The sequence below is a fragment of the Saccharicrinis aurantiacus genome, from assembly GCF_001660705.2.
Classification (GTDB): Bacteria; Bacteroidota; Bacteroidia; order Bacteroidales; family Marinilabiliaceae; genus Saccharicrinis; species Saccharicrinis aurantiacus.
In genome coordinates this window covers 122025-144359 of sequence record NZ_LYBV02000034.1, presented here as the reverse complement: position 1 = coordinate 144359, position 22335 = coordinate 122025, and the positions used below count along the sequence as shown (strand labels likewise).

22 protein-coding genes are annotated in these 22335 nt (G+C 34.7%); all 22 read left to right on the top strand.

The annotated features are described in order from the left end of the window. Positions 1–36: 36 nt before the first annotated feature. The 22 genes from A8B35_RS17275 to A8B35_RS17170 all read left to right on the top strand — a co-directional run bounded on the left by A8B35_RS17275 (position 37) and on the right by A8B35_RS17170 (position 22304). Positions 37–624, top strand: a complete 588-nt coding sequence (locus tag A8B35_RS17275; protein ID WP_068474521.1) for an NUMOD4 domain-containing protein — start codon at positions 37–39, stop codon at positions 622–624. A gap of 50 nt (positions 625–674) precedes the next feature. Next, the gene (gene proC / locus A8B35_RS17270) at positions 675–1472 is read left to right on the top strand and encodes a pyrroline-5-carboxylate reductase (RefSeq protein WP_068474518.1); all 798 of its coding nucleotides are present in this window, start codon (positions 675–677) and stop codon (positions 1470–1472) included. Positions 1473–1482: 10 nt separating this feature from the next. Next, the gene (gene proB / locus A8B35_RS17265) at positions 1483–2559 is read left to right on the top strand and encodes a glutamate 5-kinase (RefSeq protein ID WP_245820809.1); all 1077 of its coding nucleotides are present in this window, start codon (positions 1483–1485) and stop codon (positions 2557–2559) included. A 30-nt stretch (positions 2560–2589) separates the two neighbouring features. Continuing rightward, positions 2590–3834, top strand: coding sequence for a glutamate-5-semialdehyde dehydrogenase (locus A8B35_RS17260; RefSeq protein ID WP_068474513.1), 1245 nt, complete (start codon positions 2590–2592; stop codon positions 3832–3834). 129 nt (positions 3835–3963) lie between these two features. After that, complete coding sequence (locus A8B35_RS17255) at positions 3964–4914, top strand: N-acetylornithine carbamoyltransferase (protein WP_068474511.1); 951 nt, start codon at positions 3964–3966, stop codon at positions 4912–4914. Between the two features lie 79 nt (positions 4915–4993). After that, entirely contained in the window at positions 4994–5770 is a 777-nt protein-coding gene (gene argB / locus A8B35_RS17250; protein WP_068474881.1) for an acetylglutamate kinase, read from the top strand. Further along, positions 5770–6843 carry a M20 family metallo-hydrolase gene (locus A8B35_RS17245; RefSeq protein WP_245820808.1) on the top strand — a complete coding sequence of 358 codons (1074 nt, stop codon included), beginning with the start codon at positions 5770–5772 and terminating at the stop codon, positions 6841–6843. The genes argB and A8B35_RS17245 overlap by 1 nt, the downstream gene beginning before the upstream one ends. Before the next feature lie 182 nt (positions 6844–7025). Further along, on the top strand, positions 7026–8357 hold the full coding sequence (gene argH / locus A8B35_RS17240; protein WP_068474504.1) for an argininosuccinate lyase: 1332 nt from the start codon (positions 7026–7028) through the stop codon (positions 8355–8357). Between the two features lie 11 nt (positions 8358–8368). Then, a complete protein-coding gene (locus A8B35_RS17235) occupies positions 8369–9709 on the top strand; it encodes a citrate synthase (protein ID WP_068474502.1) in 1341 nt (446 codons plus the stop codon). A gap of 229 nt (positions 9710–9938) precedes the next feature. Beyond that, the gene (gene carA, locus A8B35_RS17230) at positions 9939–11021 is read left to right on the top strand and encodes a glutamine-hydrolyzing carbamoyl-phosphate synthase small subunit (protein WP_068474500.1); all 1083 of its coding nucleotides are present in this window, start codon (positions 9939–9941) and stop codon (positions 11019–11021) included. A gap of 166 nt (positions 11022–11187) precedes the next feature. After that, positions 11188–12030 carry a phytoene/squalene synthase family protein gene (locus A8B35_RS17225; protein WP_068474498.1) on the top strand — a complete coding sequence of 281 codons (843 nt, stop codon included), beginning with the start codon at positions 11188–11190 and terminating at the stop codon, positions 12028–12030. A gap of 17 nt (positions 12031–12047) precedes the next feature. Beyond that, on the top strand, positions 12048–12530 hold the full coding sequence (locus tag A8B35_RS17220) for a sterol desaturase family protein (protein WP_068474496.1): 483 nt from the start codon (positions 12048–12050) through the stop codon (positions 12528–12530). After that, the gene (locus tag A8B35_RS17215) at positions 12527–13213 is read left to right on the top strand and encodes a lycopene cyclase domain-containing protein (protein ID WP_068474494.1); all 687 of its coding nucleotides are present in this window, start codon (positions 12527–12529) and stop codon (positions 13211–13213) included. Before A8B35_RS17220 ends, A8B35_RS17215 begins: the two co-directional genes overlap by 4 nt. Positions 13214–13219: 6 nt before the next feature. Next, positions 13220–13870 (top strand): carotenoid biosynthesis protein, encoded by a 651-nt coding sequence (locus A8B35_RS17210; protein WP_068474490.1) that lies wholly within the window; start codon positions 13220–13222, stop codon positions 13868–13870. A gap of 70 nt (positions 13871–13940) precedes the next feature. After that, on the top strand, positions 13941–14684 hold the full coding sequence (locus A8B35_RS17205; protein WP_075603563.1) for a hypothetical protein: 744 nt from the start codon (positions 13941–13943) through the stop codon (positions 14682–14684). A 6-nt stretch (positions 14685–14690) separates the two neighbouring features. Further along, on the top strand, positions 14691–16163 hold the full coding sequence (locus A8B35_RS17200) for a phytoene desaturase family protein (RefSeq protein WP_068474485.1): 1473 nt from the start codon (positions 14691–14693) through the stop codon (positions 16161–16163). A 96-nt stretch (positions 16164–16259) separates the two neighbouring features. Further along, positions 16260–16673, top strand: coding sequence for a DUF6146 family protein (locus tag A8B35_RS17195; RefSeq protein ID WP_068474482.1), 414 nt, complete (start codon positions 16260–16262; stop codon positions 16671–16673). Positions 16674–16732: 59 nt separating this feature from the next. Beyond that, positions 16733–17665 (top strand): ABC transporter ATP-binding protein, encoded by a 933-nt coding sequence (locus A8B35_RS17190; RefSeq protein WP_068474477.1) that lies wholly within the window; start codon positions 16733–16735, stop codon positions 17663–17665. A gap of 2 nt (positions 17666–17667) precedes the next feature. Continuing rightward, the gene (locus A8B35_RS17185; protein ID WP_068474474.1) at positions 17668–18987 is read left to right on the top strand and encodes an ABC transporter permease; all 1320 of its coding nucleotides are present in this window, start codon (positions 17668–17670) and stop codon (positions 18985–18987) included. 20 nt (positions 18988–19007) lie between these two features. Then, a complete protein-coding gene (locus A8B35_RS17180; RefSeq protein ID WP_068474471.1) occupies positions 19008–19940 on the top strand; it encodes a Ppx/GppA phosphatase family protein in 933 nt (310 codons plus the stop codon). A gap of 12 nt (positions 19941–19952) precedes the next feature. After that, on the top strand, positions 19953–21113 hold the full coding sequence (locus A8B35_RS17175) for a sigma-54-dependent transcriptional regulator (RefSeq protein ID WP_068474468.1): 1161 nt from the start codon (positions 19953–19955) through the stop codon (positions 21111–21113). A gap of 153 nt (positions 21114–21266) precedes the next feature. Then, entirely contained in the window at positions 21267–22304 is a 1038-nt protein-coding gene (locus tag A8B35_RS17170; RefSeq protein WP_222844171.1) for an AI-2E family transporter, read from the top strand. Positions 22305–22335 lie beyond the last annotated feature (31 nt).

Sequence of the window (22335 nt, the reverse complement as noted above, 5' to 3'; positions counted from 1 at the left end):
CCTGATGCTATGTTATAAACATAAAGACATTAGGTTATGGTTAAATCTTTCTGGAACGAAGAGTGGAAAGAGATTAATTTTGAAGAAGGCGCTCTTAAGAAAAAGTATGCGATTTCGAATTACGGAAGAATAGTTAGTTACATTACTTCTGTAAAAGAAGGTGATGTAATTAGAGGAGGAGTCCTACGTGGTTATCCTACTTTGCCTATTCGCCCATTCGGAAAATCAAAAACTTTTTACGTGCATAAATTAGTTGCACAGTATTTTTTAGAACAACCTAGCGAGGATGCTACATTCGTAATTCATTTAGATTATAATAAATCTAATAATTACATCGAGAATTTAAAATGGAGCACTAAGGATGAGGTATATGAGCACCAACAAAGTAATCCAGCTGTAATTGGAGCCAGACAAAAGCTTAAAGGACGCAAAACAGTTCAAGGGCACAAGTTGACTTCAACAGAAGTGATTAGATTAAAAAAGAAGATTTTTGACCCCAATAGGAAGTCAAGACTTAAGATTATTGCAAAGCAATTTGGAATTAGCGAAATGCAACTGTATCGTATTAAGTCTGGTGAAAACTGGGGACATGTTAAAATAGAAATTAATGGCGTAGAATATTAGTAAGTTATATAACTTGAGCTACTATTTTACGCTTAAGTCACTAACTTACTATGAATAACAAAAAAATAGCCATTATTGGAGGCGGTAACCTTGGCCAAGCAATAGCAAAAGGCCTTGTGGCTTCTGAAATTATTGAAGCAGCCAACTTAACAGTTACACGACGTCGTTTAAAATTGATTCAGAATTTATCCGATTTAGGCATTAATACTATTTCGGATAATAGTGAAGCGGTTAGCGGTGCCGATATTATTTTTCTTGCCGTTAAACCTTATCAGGTTGAAAGTATTATTACAGAAATAAAAGATGCTGTAAGTAGTGATGCCATCATTATTTCATTGGCAACAGGTGTTAGTACGGCTGATTTACAAAACTATTTTGATAAGCAATTGGCTTTATTTTTAGCCATGCCAAATACTGCCGTTGCAATTGGTGAGTCAATGACTTGTATTGCTGCATTAAATGCAAGTGAGGAGCAAGAGCAATTGGTACTTACTTTATTTAACCAAGTAGGGCAAGCACTTATTATTCCTGAAGAATTAATGTCATCGGCAACAGTGCTTGCTGCTTGCGGAATTGCATATGCATTACGCTTTGTAAGAGCCGCTACTCAAGGTGGTATCGAAATAGGTTTTGGTTCAGATCTAGCTTTAAAAATTGCTGCCCAAACAGTAAAGGGAGCTGCAGAGTTATTAATCCAATCAGGAACACATCCCGAACAAGAAATTGATAAAGTAACTACACCTCGCGGCGTTACCATTTCTGGTTTAAATGAAATGGAACACCAAGGTTTTAGTTCATCCCTTATTAAGGGTTTGATTACTTCATTCAACAAGGTTCAAAACGGCTAATATATTTTCTGTGTTTAAATCCATTACAATAAAAATTGGTTCCAACGTATTAACTGGAAATGATGGAATGTTGAATGAGAATAGGGTTTCTCATTTGGTAGATCAGATTTCCGACTTACATCGAAAGAAAAAAAAGGTAATTCTTGTTTCGTCAGGAGCAGTTGCTGCAGGCCGCTCTATGGTTAAGGTCTGTAAAAAAACAGATACAGTTTCTGAACGTCAATTACTATCTTCGGTAGGTCAAGTGAAACTTTTAAATACCTATTTCCAATTATTTGATGCGCACGGAATAAAGTGTGCCCAGGTTTTAGTAACCAAGCAAGATTTTCGTTCTAGAGAACATTATCTTAATATGAAAAACTGTATCACTACTTTGTTGGATAATGGAATTCTTCCAATCATCAATGAAAATGATGCAGTTTCAGTTACGGCTCTAATGTTTACTGATAATGACGAGCTAGCTGGCTTATTGGCTACTATGATGAGTTCTGAAGCCTTGTTTATTTTAAGTAATGTAGATGGTATTTATAACGGTAACCCGACTAATCCGGATGCCACAGTAATTCGATCTATTGATGGTTCTAACGCAGATTTATCAGAATACATATCTACTACCAAGTCTAACTTTGGTAGAGGTGGAATGTTAACCAAATGTAGGATGGCTCAGAAAACTGCATCCTCGGGTATTTCGGTGCACATTGCCAACGGAACTACCGATAATATATTAACTAGCTTAAATAAAAATCACCAAGAGGTAATTCATACACAGTTTAAACCGGGCGATAAATATCCGGCAGTCAAAAAGTGGATGGCTTATTCCGAAGACTTTGCGAATGCTGAGGTGGTTGTTAATCAAGGTGCTTATGATGCTTTAATCTCAAAAAAGGCCACAAGCTTATTATTGGCTGGTGTGGTAAAGTTGATTGGAAATTTCCAAAAAGGAGATTTATTAAGGATATCAACCGAAACTGGTGAATCAATAGGTATTGGTAAAGCTAAATATGGGAGAGAAGAAGCTGATTCACATATGGAGGATTCTAAATTCCAACCATTAATCCATTACGATTATTTATATCTAAACCAATAATTTAAAATCGAAACTTGAAAAATTAGAAATATGAAGTGTCTATCTCAATTTCAGAATGTAAAAGAGGCTGCTCGCAGCATGTCTCAAGTTAAAAAAGCCGATATCGTTGACTTATTAAATGCCGTTGCCGATGAAGCTGAAAAGAATATTGAAAGTCTTTTAATAGAAAATAAGAAAGACTTGGATAGAATGGATTCTAATGATCCCAAGTACGATAGGTTAAAATTAACCAAAGATAGAATTGAGGGGATCGCCGGAGAAATGCGAAATGTAGCACAGCTACCTTTTCCAATTAGCGAGGTTCTCGAAGAAAAAACATTGGATAACGGACTAAAACTAAAAAAGGTTCGTGTGCCTTTAGGTGTAATAGGCGTAATATACGAGGCGCGTCCAAATGTTACATTTGATGTTTTTGCACTATGTATGCAATCCGGAAATGCTTGTGTGTTAAAGGGAAGTAGCGATGCCGAGTATTCAAACAAAGCAATTGTTTCTTTAATCCATGGTGTGCTGAAAGCAAAAGGTTTTAATTCAGAGGTATTGCAATTATTGCCTCCCGATCGTTCAGCAGCCACGGAGCTAATGAATGCTATTGGTTATGTTGATATATTGATACCACGTGGATCGCAGGGATTAATCAATTCAGTTCGTGAAAATGCCAATATACCTGTAATTGAAACAGGTGCGGGTATTGTACACACTTATGTAGATGCTTCTGCTGATGATAAAAAAGCCATTGATGTGGTTGTAAACGCCAAAACAAGAAGGGTTAGTGTGTGTAATGCATTAGATTGTTTGGTTATTCATAAGGACAAACTATCTCTTTTGCCTCAAATATTAGCTCCAATGAAGGCATTTGATGTTGAAGTTTTTGCGGATGAGGATGCTTTTGAAGCTGCAGGAGATTATCCAACCCAATTACTTCAAAAAGCAGATGAAGAGTCATACGGAACTGAATTCCTGGCGCACAAAATGTCTATAAAAACCGTGTCTGATATTGATGAGGCATTGGATCATATATATAAGTTTAGTTCAAAGCATAGTGAAGCTATTATTGCAGAAGATGCAACAGTAATAACTCAGTTTTTTAATGAGGTTGATGCAGCTGCAGTATATGCAAATGCTTCCACGGCCTATACCGATGGTGCTCAATTTGGTTTAGGTGCCGAGATTGGTATCAGCACACAAAAGTTACATGCACGCGGACCAATGGCTTTGCGCGAGTTAACAAGTTATAAGTGGTTGGTAACGGGTGATGGTCATACTAGAGCATAAGTATTAGCATTGAATTTTGTAGGTGTAAAATCATCATGATTTAATTTTAAAAATAGGTATACGATATTTACGTTTTGTAAATAAATCTTATGTCTTGATACTTGAATCTTGATACTATATTTAAAAGAAATGAAAAGATTTTTAAAAGTAGATGATATTGGCGATTTAAAGCAAGCTTTAAAAGATGCCTTCGAAGTAAAAAAGAATCCTTATGCTTTTCAGGAGTTAGGGAAAAATAAAACCATCATTTTAGTATTTTTTAACTCAAGTTTGCGTACGCGTTTAAGTACCCAAAAAGCAGCAATGAATATGGGAATGAATGTGATGGTTTTAGATATCAATAATGGTGCTTGGAAACTAGAAACAGAGCAAGGCGTAATTATGGATGGTGATAAACCTGAGCACATCAAAGAAGCTGTGCCTGTTATTGGTCAGTATTGCGATTTAATAGGGGTTCGTTCGTTTGCTACTTTTGAGAATAAAGAAGATGATTATTCAGAAAAGATCATCAACCAATTTATTCAATATTCAGGTGTGCCTGTTATCAGTTTAGAGTCAGCTACGCGTCATCCGCTTCAATCATTTGCTGATTTAGTAACCATTGAAGAGCATAAAACAGTTGACCGTCCAAAGGTTGTTTTAACTTGGGCACCGCACCCACGTGCATTACCTCAGGCAGTAGCCAACTCGTTTACCGAGTGGATGAAAGAAGCTGATGTAGAATTTGTAGTAACACATCCAAAAGGTTATGAGTTATCTGATGAATTTACAGAAGGTGTTACGGTTGAATATGATCAGCGTAAAGCATTTGAAGGTGCTGACTTTGTATATGCTAAAAACTGGTCGTCGTTTTCAGATTATGGCAAAGTTCTTTCTGAGGATAAAGATTGGACTGTAGACGAGGAAAAAATGGCGTTAACCAACAATGGTAAATTCATGCACTGTCTTCCGGTTCGCCGTAATATGATTGTTACTGATGGTGTTATTGAAAGCGAAAATTCTTTGGTTATTCAAGAGGCTGCCAATAGAGTAGTATCCGCTCAAACTGTAATCAAGCGTATGCTTGAATCTTTAAAATAATTACTAACAATTTAGGCATCATTGTTTGCAAGCGATATATCTCTTGTAAACAATGATGCCTAAAACTTTTTTATATAAAATGCAAAATATAACCATCGTTAAGGTTGGAGGAAAAGTTGTTGAGACTCCTGAATCTTTAAGTGAATTATTAAGCGATTTTGTGAAAATACCAGGATTAAAAATTTTGGTTCATGGTGGAGGACGTTCAGCTACTAAAATTGCAGAGAAGTTGGGTGTTGAAACTAAAATGGTTGAAGGCCGCCGAATTACAGATGCTGAAACTTTAGATGTGGTTACAATGGTTTACGGTGGTTTGGTAAACAAAAAAATTGTTGCCTCACTACAAGCCAATGGCGCTAATGCGATTGGTTTAACCGGAGCAGATTTAAACCTAATAAAAGCTAAAAAACGTCCAGTAAAGGATATTGACTATGGTTTTGTAGGCGATGTTGAATCTGTTCAGGTAGAAGAATTAACAGCTTTATTAAATCAGAATGTTGTTCCCGTTATTGCACCTTTAACACATGATGGACAAGGAAATATGCTGAATACCAATGCCGATACCATGGCATCATCTTTGGCATCAGCATTAGCACCATTTTTTAATGTTAGCTTAATGTACTGTTTCGAGAAAAAGGGCGTACTTAGCAATCCGAATGACGATGATGCTGTTATTTCTAATCTAACAAAAGATTTGTTTAAAGAATATCAGCAGTCGGGAGTTATTAACGAAGGTATGATTCCTAAATTGGATAATGGTTTTGCAGCCCTAAGTAAAGGTGTTGCTAAAGTTATTATTACCAATACACAGGGGATTGCTTCTAATGATGGCTCAGGAACAATTTTAAGTAATTAATGATGATTGAATATCAGCAAGAATACGATGAAGCAGTTGCATTATTAAAGCAATTGATTTCAATTAAGTCTTTAAGTAGAGAGGAGGAGGATGCTGCAGATGCAATGCAATCTTACCTTCAATCAAAAGGCCTTGATGTAAATCGTAAAGGAAATAATGTATGGGTGTGGTCGGGTCAGAAAGATCCAAGCAAACCTGTTTTGCTGCTAAACTCGCATTTAGATACTGTAAAAGCATCTTCAAAATGGACTTACGAGCCGTTTTCTCCAACTGTTGAAAATGGAGTTCTTTATGGTTTAGGGAGTAACGATGCCGGAGGACCATTGGTTTCACTGATGGCTACATTCTTATTATTGTCAAAAAGCGAACAGCCATTTAATTTGGTATTTGCTGCCACTGCCGAAGAAGAAATATCGGGTATAAATGGAGTAAGTTCTATATTAGATGAATTAGGAAATATTGATCTAGGAATTATAGGAGAGCCTACTTTAATGCAGATGGCTGTTGCCGAAAAAGGTTTAATGGTTCTAGATTGTACGGCCAAAGGAAAAGCAGGTCATGCTGCACGTAATGAGGGACTTAATGCAATCTATGAAGCTTTAGCTGATATTGAGTGGTTTCGTACGTATCAGTTTCCTGAGGTTTCTGATTTGTTTGGACCTGTGAAAATGAGCGTTACTCAAGTTAATGCTGGTTCTCAACATAATGTAGTGCCTGATACTTGCTCTTTCGTAGTTGACGTTAGGCTAAACGAAAAGTATTCTAATAAAGAAGCTGCTAAGTTGATACAAGCACAGGTTAAATGTGATGCTGTTCCTCGAAGCACTCGATTAAATAGTTCGTATATTCCATTAGAACATCCGGTGGTAAAACGTGGTATCGAATTGGGAAGAGAATATTATGGATCGCCTACAACATCAGATCAGGCTGTTATGAGTTTTACAACATTGAAGATGGGACCTGGAGATTCTGCGCGTTCACATACTGCTGATGAGTATATTAAATTGGATGAAATTAAAGAGGGAATTCATCTTTATTACGAGATGCTTAATAATCTAAACATAAGAAGTTAAAAAATGTGATAATTATCATCATTTCGGAATGATTAATTTGAAATTATAAGTTTAAAAACATATATTTGCTTCAATTATAAGGTTTAGAGTATTTGCATTAACATTCTGTAATCTACACCATTTTGGAGCTCAAATACTTAACAGTGTAGAGTTTTAAATCTACACTTCTTTATGTAATTAACATGAAACTTTGGGATAAAGGAATTAAAGTAAACGATAAGGTTGAGGCTTTTACTGTGGGAAAAGATCGTGAAATGGATCTTTATTTAGCACCGTTTGATATATTAGGTACTATGGCTCACATTACTATGCTCGAATCTGTTGGTTTACTAGAGAAGGATGAGTTAGCACAATTATTAGAGGCACTAAAAGCTTTGTATAAAAAGGCTATAGAAGGAGAGTTTGTAATTGAGGATGGTGTTGAAGATGTGCATTCGCAGGTTGAAATGTTACTAACCGCTGAGTTAGGTGATGTTGGTAAAAAAGTACACAGCGGACGTTCACGTAACGATCAGGTGCTACTCGACCTTAAATTATTTGTGAGAAATAAATTGCAAGAAGTGGTTGCTTCGGTAAACGATTTCTTTACTGCACTGCAAACACAAAGCGAAAAATATAAGGAAGTTTTAATTCCTGGATATACTCATTTACAGGTAGCAATGCCTTCATCATTTGGATTATGGTTTGGTGCTTATGCCGAAAGCCTTACTGATGATATGATGATGTTAAATGCCGCCTGGAAAATGTCAAATCAAAATCCATTAGGTGCTGCTGCTGGATACGGAAGTTCATTTCCTTTAAACAGACAATTAACAACTGATTTACTAGGATTTGACAATATGAACTACAATGTAGTTTATGCGCAAATGGGTCGTGGTAAAACAGAAAAGAACGTGGCAATGGCCTTAAGTTCTGTAGCTAGTACTGTTGGTAAATTTGCTATGGACTCTTGCTTATACATGAGCCAAAATTTTGGTTTTTTAACCCTACCGGGAGAATTAACCACCGGATCGAGTATTATGCCACATAAGAAAAATCCAGATGTATTTGAATTAATTAGAGCAAAGTGTAATGTAATTCAAGCTTTGCCAGAACAAATAGGTCTTATTGTCGGAAATTTACCATCGGGTTATTTCAGAGATCTACAGTTAATTAAGGAAACTTTTTTACCTGTATTCGATGACTTAATCAGTTGTTTAGATTTGGCAACTTTTGCCGTTGAGAATATGACTATTAGTAAAGATGTACTTAGTAATGATATTTACAAGTACGCATTTAGTGTAGAAGAGGTAAATAAATTAGTTCTTCAAGGTGTTCCATTTAGAGATGCTTATAAGCAAGTGGGTGCACAAATTGAGGAAGGAAAATTCGAACCGAGTATCGAGGTGAATCATTCCCACGAAGGTTCCATTGGTAATTTATGCACCAGTGAGATAAAACAAAAGATGGATGGCTTAATTCAATCCTTTAATATGGATAAAGTTCAGAAAGCCATTGAAGTACTTATTAATTAGAAAAAGAATATATGACGTTATTGGAAAACTTAGCTAAGAAGGCTGTACAATCATGTGAAATCCCCAAACAACTTTTTAACGAATATGGAGTGAAGAGAGGTTTGCGTAATGACGATTTCTCTGGTGTATTGGTTGGATTAACCCATATCGGAAATGTTGTCGGATACGATAAAAAAGACGGTGCCTTAGTTCCTCGTGAGGGAGAATTGTACTACCGTGGATATGAGTTGAAGGATTTAGCTAATGGTTTCATGTCTGCAGGGCGTCATGGTTTCGAAGAAACTGCATATCTTCTTTTAACTGGTCAATTGCCAAATGCTGATGAACTTAGTGCATTTAATGATCTACTAGGTGAAGAAAGTGAGTTACCTCCATTCTTTTCAAAAAACATGATACTATCTCTCAGAGGTCGTGATGTAATGAATATGTTGGCTCGTTCAGTATTAGGTTTATATGCTGCCGATGAGGAAGCTGAGAATTTTGACGAGGTTAATCTAATTAAACAAGCAGTGAGTTTAATAGCTAAGTTCCCTGTGATTGTAGCCTATGCATACTACGGAATGCGTCATTCTTTCCAACGTAAGTCATTAATCATTCGCCACCCACAAAAAGATTTAAGCTTAGCCGAGAATTTCTTGTATATGCTTAAGGGTAATGATTACACTAAGCTTGAGGCTGATTTATTAGACCTTTCTTTAGTTATTCATGCTGAACATGGTGGAGGTAATAACTCTACATTTACTACTCGTTTGGTGAGTTCTGCTCAAACAGATACTTATTCAGCGATTGCTTCAGCTCTAGGATCTCTAAAAGGAGGTTTACATGGTGGTGCTAATCTTAAGGTTATTGATATGATGGATAATATCAAGGAAAACGTTAAAGATTGGGGTGATAAAAAAGAAGTAACAGAATATCTTTTAAAAATGCTTAATAAGCAAGCATTTGATAAAACAGGAAAAATATATGGTATAGGCCATGCTATTTATACCTTGTCTGATCCACGAGCTGTTTTATTAAAAGAAAAAGCGCGAGAGTTAGCAGCTGAAAAAGATAGAATGGATGAATTTAAATTGTATGAATTAATTGAGGAGTTGGCTCCTGAAGTATTCTATCAGTTTAAAGGAGAAAATGCGAAAGTAATTTGTGCAAATGTCGATTTTTATTCAGGTTTCGTTTACCAATGTATAAAAATCCCTAAAGAAATATATACTCCAATTTTTGCTGTTGCCCGTATCGCTGGTTGGGCAGCGCATCGTATTGAGGAGGTTACATTCTCTAGTCGTCGTATTATCCGACCGGCTTATAAGTGTGTAATTGATCGTTCTACTTATCTTCCTTTGGAATCGAGATAAGTGTTTTTGTTGATTGGGTAATGAAAGGCTGTCTGTGGGGGAAACATCAGACAGCCTTTTTTGCGAGGTGTTGTATAAATATACAGTCGTATTAATAATTATGCATTTTATGTCATTTATTAGTGTGGCTAACAATTATTTATTAACTTTGCGCCCGAATTGTAAAAGAGTATGTGCATTTTTTCGAGTATCTCGATAAGGTGCATTTTTTCTGATAAATAATGGATTTATGCCTGAGATTAAAGAAATTAAATTAGTGCTGGAAGACGGAACAGTCTTCGAAGGAAAGTCGTTTGGATACCATAAATCAATAGCTGGTGAAGTTGTATTTAATACAGCCATGACTGGTTACCCTGAAAGTTTAACCGATCCATCGTACAAAGGACAAATATTAGTATCCACTTTTCCTTTAATAGGAAATTATGGTGTGCCTAAAAGCGATGAGGAAAATGGTATTCCTAAATTTTATGAGTCTGATCAGATTCATATTTCAGGTTTAATTATTTCAGACTATTCATTTGAGTATAGTCACTGGAATGCAGAAGGCTCTTTAAGAGACTGGTTGATAAAAAACGAAATTCCTGGAATTTTTGATATCGATACACGTGCTTTAACAAAAGTGTTACGTGAAAAAGGTTCTATGTTAGGTAAAATATTAGTTGATGATACTGATATTGAGCAATACGATCCAAACTTCGATAACTTAGTAGCACAAGTAAGTATTACCGAAAAGAAGACTTACGGTAATGGTAAAAATAAAGTAGTACTTGTTGATACTGGTGCGAAACATAATATCCTACGTTGTTTATTAAAGCGCGATACTACAGTTACTGTTGTACCTTGGGATTATGATTTTACACAAGAAGATTACGATGGTGTAATGTTGTCAAATGGCCCGGGTAATCCAGAAATGTGTGAAGCTACAATTGCTAATATTAAAAAGGCTATTGAAATTGGTAAACCTATCTTCGGAATTTGTTTAGGTAATCAATTACTAGGTATGGCTTCTGGTGGAAAGACTTATAAATTAAAGTATGGACACAGAGCACATAATCACCCTGTAATTAAAGTAGGAACTGATAGTTGTTACATTACTTCTCAGAACCATGGTTACGCCTTAGATAATGATTCATTAACTGATGATTGGGAGCCATATTTTATCAATGTAAATGATAAAAGTAACGAAGGTATCAGACACAAGTCTAAACCTTTCTTCTCTACCCAGTTCCACCCTGAAGCATCAAGTGGACCAACGGATACAGAGTTTTTATTTGATGATTTTATCAAAAATATAGAAGATTATAAGAAGTAATTATTACTTCTCTACTGCATAAAAAGGCTAGTTGATTTATTTCAGCTAGCCTTTTTTTATTGGTTCAATTGAACTGTTTAAACTTTTCTATGTTTAATTTAGACAAAAGTCAAGAGTATGATTACTCTTTAATAAACATGTTTGTTTACGTACTAAACCATAATTTATGAGTCTAAATCTTTATAGGGAAGTTTGTTATAACACTTCAAAGCTGATTACTAAAAGTTATAGTACCTCTTTTTCTCTAGCTACTTCATTAATGGAAGATGAAAAAAAGGAGGCCATATACGCTTTGTATGGTTTTGTTAGATTGGCAGATGAAATAGTAGATACTTTTCATCCCTATAATAAAGAAGAACTTTTGAATAAGTTACAAGACGATTTAGATTATGCATTAAAGCATAAAATAAGTACTAATGGTGTTTTGTATTCTTTTGTAGATACCGTTGAGCGGTTTAATATTTCATCTGAAAATATAACCGCTTTTATGGATAGTATGCGAGCTGATTTAACACAAACCACTTATCATACTGCCGATGATATGAATAAATATATTTATGGTTCAGCAGATGTGGTTGGCTTAATGTGCTTGAAAATATTTTGTAATGGAAATCAAGTTCAATATGATGAATTGAAGAGTTCTGCAATGAGATTGGGCTCAGCATTTCAAAAGGTAAATTTTCTTCGTGATTTAAATGATGACCTTCAAGTGCTAGGTAGGAGTTATTTTCCCGAATTATCAAATGCTACTTTTAACGAACAAACAAAAGCAAAAATTGAGAAATCCATTGATGAAGATTTCGAAGCGGCATATATAGGCTTGCGAAATCTGCCTGGGCGTTCAAAGCTCTCAGTTTTAGTGGCTTTTAATTATTATAATGGATTGCTTCAGAAAATTAAACGTACACCTCCTCAAAAAATAATTAATCAACGCGTGCGTATTTCTAATATTCGTAAATACTATTTAATCTTAAAAACCATGCTGATGTATAAGCTTCGATTGGTTTAATTTTAAAATGATATTGTATGTGGTTTTATAATATACTATTTGGGATACTTGCCTATCTATTAATGGAGTGGATTGCAGGTTTGAGTCATAAATATTTGATGCATGGTTTATTAAAGAGTTGGCATGTAAGCCATCATATGCACGATCTAAAAAGACCTGATAAACTTGTGCAAAATAATGGCTTCGAGAAAAATGATTTGTTCTTCTTAATTTTTGCTCTTCCAGCCATTGTTTTAATGATCCTGGGCATTAATCTACAGAATTGGATTATGCTTAGTATATCCATAGGAATCACATTTTATGGTATTACCTATTTTTTAATTCATGATGTTATGTATCATAAGAGAATTAAGATGTCGTTTATACACAAAAAGCATGGGAAGTATTTTGAAGCCGTTTTACGCGCGCACAGAGGACATCATAAACCTAAGAATAAGACGGATTTTGAGTCGTATGGCTTGTTAATCTTTCCTAGTAAATATCTAAAAGATAGTAAATGAGCCTTTACTTATTACTGATGCTAACGTCTATTCTAGTCCCTGTAGTTTTATCATTTGATAAAAAACTTGCTTACTATAAGCGTTGGAAGGAAGTGCTTTTATCTATTATTTTAGTCGCACTGATATTTATAATTCCTGATATTTTCATTACAGAAGCGTCCGTTTGGGGGTTTAATTCAAAATATCATAGCAACCTTGTATTACTTGGATTGCCCATTGAAGAATATTTATTTTTCATAGTTATTCCTTACGCAAGCATGTTTCTTCACTATTCGTTGGTTCTTTATTTCCCTCAATTTAAATTACCTGCCAAGGGAACCAGAGTATTATCCATTTTCATAATTGCGGTATCGATTCTTACGTTCGTTTTTGTAGATAAATTTTACACCAGATATGCTTGTGTTCTAATTATGGGAGTTATTATCTATGGTACTTACAAAGCTGAAGGCTTATTATCAAAATTTTATGCAACATATACAATAATTCTAATTCCTTTTATAATAGTGGATGGGATATTAACAGGTTCATTAATTAGCGAACCTATTGTTTGGTATAATCCTAATGAAATTATTGGATTAAGAATACTGACTATCCCGATTGAAGATTTTATGTATGGCTTTAGTATGCTTTTACTGAACCTTCTTCTAACTGAGTATTTTAAGGAATATTTTAATAAGAGCTAATTTTTTATGATGGAACTCAGCGCTATAAAAATTAAGATTATCAAGATATTTATTGCCGTTTTTTATCTTGTGGGAGTAATAGGAATTGTATTACCTATTACGCAAGAATTGTTTATTTCTATTTTTCCTGTAGCTATTTTACTTAGCTTCTTTTTATTGATGCTCGATTACAATAAACAGGGATCAAAAGCACTTATTATTTTCTTTGGGATTATAACTTCATCAATTATTATTGAAGCAATTGGTGTAAAAACAGGCATCTTGTTCGGAAATTATAGGTATGGATCTGCACTTGGTTTAGAGATTGCCGAAACACCGTTATTGATAGGCGTAAATTGGTTAGTACTATCATATTGTTCTGTTTCAATAGTTCAGCAATTTAAAATCTCAAATTCAATAAAATATCTTTTTGCTCCAATGTTAATGGTAATTTATGATGTGGTTATGGAGCAGGTAGCCTCAACACTTGATATGTGGTATTGGCAAGATGATGTAATTCCGCTGCAGAATTATTTAGGGTGGTTTGTAATTGCAAGTTTATTTACATCCATTTTATTAGGTTTTAAGGTTAATGCGATAAATCGAATAGCGAAATATATTTATATAGTTCAGTTTGTATTTTTTCTGTCGCTGCATTTAATATTTAATGTGTTATGATATCAAAATCAAACATCACTCTTTCGTTTTTTCTTGAAAATAAAATTTATAGGACTAAAAAATATTTGTAATGGAAAGACAGAAATATCTCTTAATAAGTCTATTACTAATTATTGTAACTATGGTACAAGCATCTTGTAAACAAAAAATATTTGAGGCCTATGTAAAAAGTGATATGCAAAATTGGAAACTAATTATTGACAGCCTTGAAAACACTACTTCTTTAGATAAAGAGGAACAGTTAGAATTGCTTAATTATCAATATGGTTATATTGGATGGTGCATAGGTAATAAACGAAAGAAAGAGGCGGAGCAGTATTTAAAAAAAGCTGAACACACCGTTGAATCAATGTTGAAGGCTGATTATTTACCTTCGTTAATGTATGCATACAAAGCTGCATTCATCGGGTTTCGGATAGGTATAAGTCCTTACAAGGCACCATTTATTGGTTTTGATAGTGTAACATTTGCAGACAAAGCATTGGAGTTAGATGAAGATAATGCCTTTGCTTATGAGCAAAAAGGGAATATTCAATATTATATGCCTTCAGTGTTTGGAGGCTCAAAAACAGAAGCTCTTAAATATTACGAAAGAGCTTTAGAGTTGTTTGAACAAGATAGCTTAAAAGTAAAAGAAGATTGGAATTACCTGAATATTTTAGGAATACTAATACAAGCAAATATTGCATGTGATAATCACGAAAAGGCCGATACCTATTGTTCTAAAGCATTAGCTGTTGCTCCAGAATTTGTTTGGGTTAAAAAAGAACTATTTCCCGAGTTAGAAGCAAAAAGAGATAATCATTCAAAATAAGAATCTATGAAGAGAGTTTTAATTGTTGGCACAGGATTAGGAGGATTAAGTACTGGCCTTAGGCTCTTAAAAAGAGGCTATGAAGTTGAGTTTGTTGAGAAAAATGAAAAGGCAGGCGGAAGATTAAATCAAATAAAAAAAGATGGTTTTACCTTTGATACAGGTCCTAGTTTCTTTTCAATGTCTTATGAGTTTAAAGAACTTGTGAAAGATTCTGGTATAGAAATGCCTTTTGAGTATGAAGAGCTCGATCCCCTTTATACTGTGAATTTTCGTGGTAGCAATAAGAAATTCTACCTATACAAAGATATTGATAAGCTTTCGGCTCAGTTTGAGGGTATAGAACCCGATTTTAAAAATAGGTTTTTACGTTACATTAAAAAGTGTGATGCATTATTTAACGATACAGTTGATATTGTTATTAAGCGAAACTTTGATAGTATCCCTCAATATCTGTTAGCATTGATGCAGGTAAATCCGGCTCACTTACCTGTTTTGATGAAGACATTTTGGAGTCAGGTAGAAAACTATTTTTCATCAACAGAGGCCCGACAAATTATTTCATTGGTGGCTTTTTTTCTAGGACGTACACCTTTTGATACCAACTCAGTATATACTCTATTGTCATATACTGAATTTCAGAATGATGGTTATTACAATGTAAAAGGAGGCATGTACGAGATAGTAAATGGTTTTGTACGTGAACTCATAAAGGGTGGCGCCAAATTTAATTTTAATGTTGAGATTGCTGATTACACTGGTGAAAAGAAGGCGCTGAAAACGCTTATTGATACTAATGGGAATAAATGGACTTCAGATATTTTTGTTATTAATAGTGATGCGGCCTTTTTTAGAAATAAAGTTTTTAAACGAGCCAAATATTCTGATCTCAAAATGAGTAAGAAGAGTTGGACTATGGGTTACCTTACTTTTTATATCGGACTAAAAACCAAACTCCCTCAGGTTGAACATCATAATTATTTTTTAGGTAATAACTACGAAACTTATTCTAGGGATGTGATGAAGAATCCGGGAACTCTTGAAAAACCATACTATTATGTGAATGTAGTTTCAAAGCATAATACAGATTGTGCCCCGGATGGCCACGAGGCTTTGTTTTTCGTATGTCCTGTTCCTAACTTATTATACAAAGAAGATTGGTCTGATAAGGATACGATTATAGATAGTATTTTAGAAGACTTCTCAACACGGATAGAGAAAGATATTACATCAGATGTTGTATTTCGTATGGCATTTACGCCTCAAACATGGCAAGACAAATTTAACTTATACAAGGGTGGAGGTTTAGGCCTTTCGCACTCTATGGATCAAATTGGAGGATTCCGACCAAGTAATAAAGATGAGCATTTTAATAATACCTTTTATGTGGGCGCTTCCACGGTTCCAGGGGCAGGTTTACCTATGGCAGTTATCAGTTCTAAGTTAGTAACAGAGCGTGTTGTAAACTATAATAAATAGAAAATCTTAACTTAAGATATTGCTACATTAATCCCGATGAACTCGGGATTTTTTGTGTCTTTATTTTTAGTAACTTGTTTGCTAAAATATCGGGTTATGCGTTTTCTATCTTTTATAATAATATTGGGTCTAATTTATTCGTGTAACACCACCAAAAAACTCGGTGATGATAAATCTCCAAAAGCTTATCTTGAACATCCTGCAGAAGATTCAACTGTATATGAATTAATAGTTTTAGATCCTGGCTATGAAACTTTTCTACTGTCGCAGGCACAACCAATAAACTTTTATAGTAATAACTATTATCAAACTTGGAATGTGCGCTATGTAGCAGAATGGAATTTGAGGCATAGTGATGCACTCAGGTATGGCGATTTTTATGAGACCAGAATTAATTACGATGCCCTAGAAGATTACGATATTGAATTAAACTATCGTTTATATAATTACTTCCTTTTTATTGAGAAGCGTTATGGAATTGTTTTAATAAATAGAGGACGAACACCATAAGCTATTTCAATTACTAAAACAAAATCTTATTTTCGTAGATAAATAATACCATAGACTTAATGAATTTACTCCAAGCAACTGGGGTGGTAAAAAAATATGCCAACCACCTCGCTCTAGATCATGTTGATATTGCTGTACCCGAAAATAAAGTTTTCGGACTTTTAGGACCCAACGGCGCTGGTAAAACAACTTTTATCAGAATTATAAATCACATAACCATGCCCGATGCAGGCGAAATCCTTTTTAAAGGAAAACCCCTCAAAGCAAGCGATATTGGACGCATCGGCTATTTGCCCGAAGAGCGTGGTCTTTATAAAAAGATGAAGGTTGGCGAACAAGCACTTTATTTAGCTCGCCTAAAAGGGATGAGTAAAAACGATGCTTTAAAAAAACTAAAGTATTGGTTTGAGAAGTTCGAAATTATTTCTTGGTGGGATAAAAAGGTAGAAGAACTCTCAAAGGGGATGCAGCAAAAAGTTCAGTTTATAGTAACCGTTTTGCACGAACCAGAACTACTTATTTTTGACGAGCCTTTTAGTGGCTTCGATCCTATTAATGCAAATATCCTAAAACAAGAAATATTAGGATTAAAAGAAAAGGGATCAACCATTATATTCTCTACCCATAATATGAGTTCTGTTGAGGAGCTATGTGATGAAATTTGTTTGGTAAACAATTCAAAAACGATTTTAAAAGGTCAGGTTGGCGATATCAAACAATCTTTTAAATCTAATAAAATTGAGGTTGCTTTTACTGGCGATGCAGACCATTTCACAAAAGAAGTTGATGCGCTGTGTCATGTAGATTCTTTACAAGTAAAGCAGGGTATGCAACATGCATTGGTTAGTTTAAATGCTGAAACCAGTTCTAATCAGTTGCTATCAGCCATATTAACACATTATCAAATTCATAGCTTTTCAGAGGTACTCCCAAGTATGGATGAAGTATTTATTAAAGCTGTTGAAAACGCCAACCAACTTAAAACAAACTAATCATGGATAAAATATTATTAGTACTTCAGCGCGAATATTTAACTCGCGTAAAAAAGAAGAGTTTTATAATAATGACCGCCTTGGGGCCCTTACTTTTTGCAGCTATGATGGTTGTACCAGGTTGGTTAATGAGCATGGATGATAAAAAGGATAAAGTGGTTGCGGTTGATGATGCAACGGGTTTTTATCAAGATGCTTTAAAATCGGATCAGAATATTACCTACAAATTTTTGGTTCATAATGATGCTACAGATAAAAATGCAGTAGTAACTCAGGAAATATATGATGCATTATTGGTTATAGAGGGTGACTTATTGCAAAATCCGTCGCAATTAAGGTTGTATTCTGATGGACAGATAACAATGGATGTAACCAATAATATCAAGAATCAGCTGAATAATTTCTTACGCGATAAAAAATTAGAATCATACGATATTGAAGGAATTAAAGAAAAAATTACCGAAGTAAATCAAATACATGTTAATATTGATACCGTAAGGTTAGATGAAGATGGTAGCGAAAAGCGGAACAGTGCTGAGTTTGCAATGGTTATAGGTATGGTGTCAGCTTTGCTTATTTATTTGTTTATGCTTATTTACGGAACGCAGGTAATGCGCGGTGTAATCGAAGAAAAAACAAATCGAATTGTAGAAGTTATCATATCGTCAGTAAAACCTTTTCAGTTAATGATGGGGAAAATTGTAGGAATTGGCTTAGTCGCCTTAACACAGTTTTTATTGTGGGTAGGCTTAACTGTTGCTATTGTTTTTGTAATGCAAGCATTTGTATTTGGCGGAGGAGATGCTATTGCAATGCAACAAGCGGGTATTGATGCCGGTAGTAATCCTGAGGTACAATCAAAGTTTAATGATATTATGGGAATCATCGGGGATTTAAATATCGCCTCTTTATTCGGATTCTTCCTATTCTATTTCATTGGTGGATATTTAATTTACTCAACGCTGTTTGCTGCCATAGGTTCTGCAATTGATAACGAAACAGAAACACAGCAATTTGTAATGCCTGTAATGATACCTATTATATTATCATTTTATGTGGCCATGGCTGCTATGCAAAATCCGCATGGCGATTTGGCTTTCTGGTTTTCAATGATTCCATTAACTTCGCCTGTGGTTATGATGGCACGAATACCTTTTGATGTTCCGGCATGGGAAATCATATTATCTATGTTTATCATGATGGTTTCATTCGTGTTTTTCACATGGTTTGCGGGTAGGGTATATCGTACCGGAATTTTAATGTACGGGAAAAAAGTAAGCTACAAGGAAATCTGGAAATGGTTTATCCAAGCTGGCAAATAATCCCATAAGAATATAGTAAGATGCAGATAGCAATTATAGATTTAGGCACTAATACCTTTAACCTACTAGTAACAGAAGTTACGGGCGATAACAATTATAAAATTCTTTTGGAAAGTAAGTACCCTGCTAAACTGGGCAAGGGTGGTATTAATAAAAAAGTAATTATGCCCGATGCTTTTGAACGTGGGTTAAAGGGTATAGAAACGCATCTTAAAACTCTTGAAGACTATAATGTAGAATCGATAAATTGCTTTGCTACATCAGCTATACGTTCATCGGCAAATGGGCAGGATTTTGTAGATGCTGTTAAAGACAAATTCAATCTCGATATCAATGTTATCAGAGGTGATAAAGAAGCGGAGTTAATTTTTGATGGCGTAAAACAAGTTGTTCCAATTGGCGAAGAAAAGGTTTTAATAATGGATATTGGTGGCGGAAGTACCGAGTTTATTATCGCCAATAAAGATGGTGTTATCTGGAAACATAGCTTCAATGTTGGGGCGGCACGTATGTTGGATTTGATAAAACCCTCCGACCCAATTAATGCTTGCGAAATTGAATATCTGAATTCCTATGCCGAACAGGAGTTAGTTTTGCTTTTTGAGGAAATGAAAAAGCATCAAATTAAAACATTATTAGGATCTTCGGGTTCTTTTGATACATTGGCGGCTATGATTGCGGCAGAAGAGCATCCGCATTTAGATATGAGCAAACTAACAAATTATGAGATTGATTATAATTTATACCTTCGTTTGCACAAGCGATATCTAAAGTCAACTGTTAATGAGAGGTTAAAAATGAAGAAGATGGAACCTCATCGTGTAGAAATGATGGTTTTAACCTCTTTATTTATTAATTTTGTGATCGAAAAATATAAGTTTGATAAAATTTTTCAATGTGCTTATGCACTGAAGGAAGGGGCGATTTATCAAATCCTAAAAAACAATAAATAGATTTTCTAATTTATGTCTAAAATATTAGTCATTGACGACCAGAGAAGTATTAGAAATACTTTAAAAGATATACTTGAATACGAAGGACACGAAGTGGTTTTGGCCGAACATGGCGAAGAGGGCGTTGAGCTCTTTGGAAAAGATAAATACGACTTGGTGCTTTGTGATATAAAAATGCCAAATATGGACGGTATGGAAGTACTCGATCATATTGTGGCAAAAACGCAAGAAATTCCTGTTATCATGATTTCAGGTCATGGTAATATCGATACTGCTGTAGAAGCCATCAAAAAAGGCGCTTATGATTTTATCGAAAAACCACTCGATTTAAATCGCCTGTTGGTTACCCTGCGCAATGCACAAGAGAAGAAAGAATTGGTGGTAGAAACCAAAGTGCTAAAGCGTAAAGTGAGCAAAACCTTTGATATGATTGGTGAGTCAGAACCTATCTTGAAGGTAAAAGAGATGATTGATAAGGTGGCTCTTACCGATGCTCGTGTATTAATTACAGGTGGTAACGGAACAGGTAAGGAATTAGTTGCCCGTTGGTTGCACGAAAAAAGCAACAGAGCCAAGGAGCCATTTATTGAGGTTAATTGTGCGGCAATTCCATCTGAACTTATCGAGAGTGAACTATTTGGTCACGAAAAGGGAGCCTTTACATCAGCCATTAAACAGCGCAAAGGTAAATTTGAACAAGCCAACGGTGGTACCATTTTCTTAGATGAAATTGGTGATATGAGTATGAAAGCGCAAGCTAAAGTACTACGTGCACTACAAGAAAATGTAATTAGCCGTGTGGGTAGCGATAAGGATATTAAAGTAAATGTTCGTGTTTTAGCAGCTACCAATAAAAACCTTAAGCAAGAGATTGCAGATAGCAATTTCCGTGAGGATTTATACCATCGTTTAAGCGTAATTTTAATTCACGTACCATCGCTTAACGATAGAAAAGAAGATATTCCTTTATTGGCCGATCATTTTATTAAAATTCTTTGTACGGAACAAGGTATGGCTCAAAAGAATATTGAACCTTCTGCCATTGAAGCTTTACAGGCTTTAAACTGGACAGGTAATATTCGCGAGTTCCGAAATGTAATGGAGCGTTTAATTATTCTTTGCGCAGAAACAATCACTGCCGCTGATGTTAAAATGTACGCAGCACCTCAATAGTGGTAAAAATATTTAATATAAAGAAAACGAGATACTGAAAAGTATTTCGTTTTTTTGTAAAAAATATACCTTCTCCATCTCGAAAATAAACCTCTCAATAATCTCTATTAAGAGGCGGATACCTTATATTACCAACAAAGTAATGCTACTGTTATGATGAAAGATTTAAAAACAACAAATATATTATTGTTGATTATTGCCGTTCCAATTATTTTTTATCTACTCAAAACGCTGTCATTCATATTTGTACCTCTCGTGTTTGCCATGTTTATTGCATTATTGTTTTTGCCACTAATGCGTTGGTTACACCGAAAAAAAGTACCACACCCAATTAGCATCCTACTAGTAATTGCTATAATGATTGGCTTTATAAAATTAGGAAGTGTTTTTATTCATCTTACTAGTAAAGAATTAATCTCTACAGGAGCATCGTTTGTGGCAAAGGCCGAGATTAAATTAGTGCATTTAATTGTAGCCTTCGAAGAATTTTTTGGCATCTCCCGTATTGAAGGCGAAGGTGTATTAGAACATTATATACCTCAAATTAATGTCATTTCAAACCTTACACTATCGCTCGATTTTATTCGTAAACTACTTTCCGGATCATTAACCACACTATTTTTTGTAATCCTATTAATATCAGGTTCAATCAACTTCGAAAATGTACTAAATAGTACCCTGTTTAAGGTGAAACATTCATCAGTAAAAGCATTTCGTAAAATAGAGAAGGACATCATTAAATTCGTCTTCGTAAAATTCCTAATTAGTTTAATGACCGGTGTAAGCTTTGGTTTAGCCTGTTGGTTTTTCGATGTGAGTTTCCCTATATTTTGGGGCTTATTTGCCTTTGTAATCAATTTTGTGCAAATGATCGGATCTGTAATATCAGTGGTAGCACTCAGCCTATTTGCATTCGTCGAAATTGATTCCGCCACAACTTTACTCATTTTTTCGTTAGTAATAACAGGCATTCAAGTATTGTTCGGTGGAGTTTTAGAACCCATTTTTATGGGAAAAACCTTCTCGGTAAACGTAATTACTATTTTAATAATGCTCATGTTTTGGGGATATATTTGGGGTATTCCAGGTTTAATCATGTCAATTCCATTAACGGTTTTTGTTAAAATTATTCTCGATCAATTTCCACGTTATCGCCCTATCACAAACCTATTAATAGGTAAAAGTTCATAGTTTAAGCATAAGGGCGTGTCCCTTAATAAAA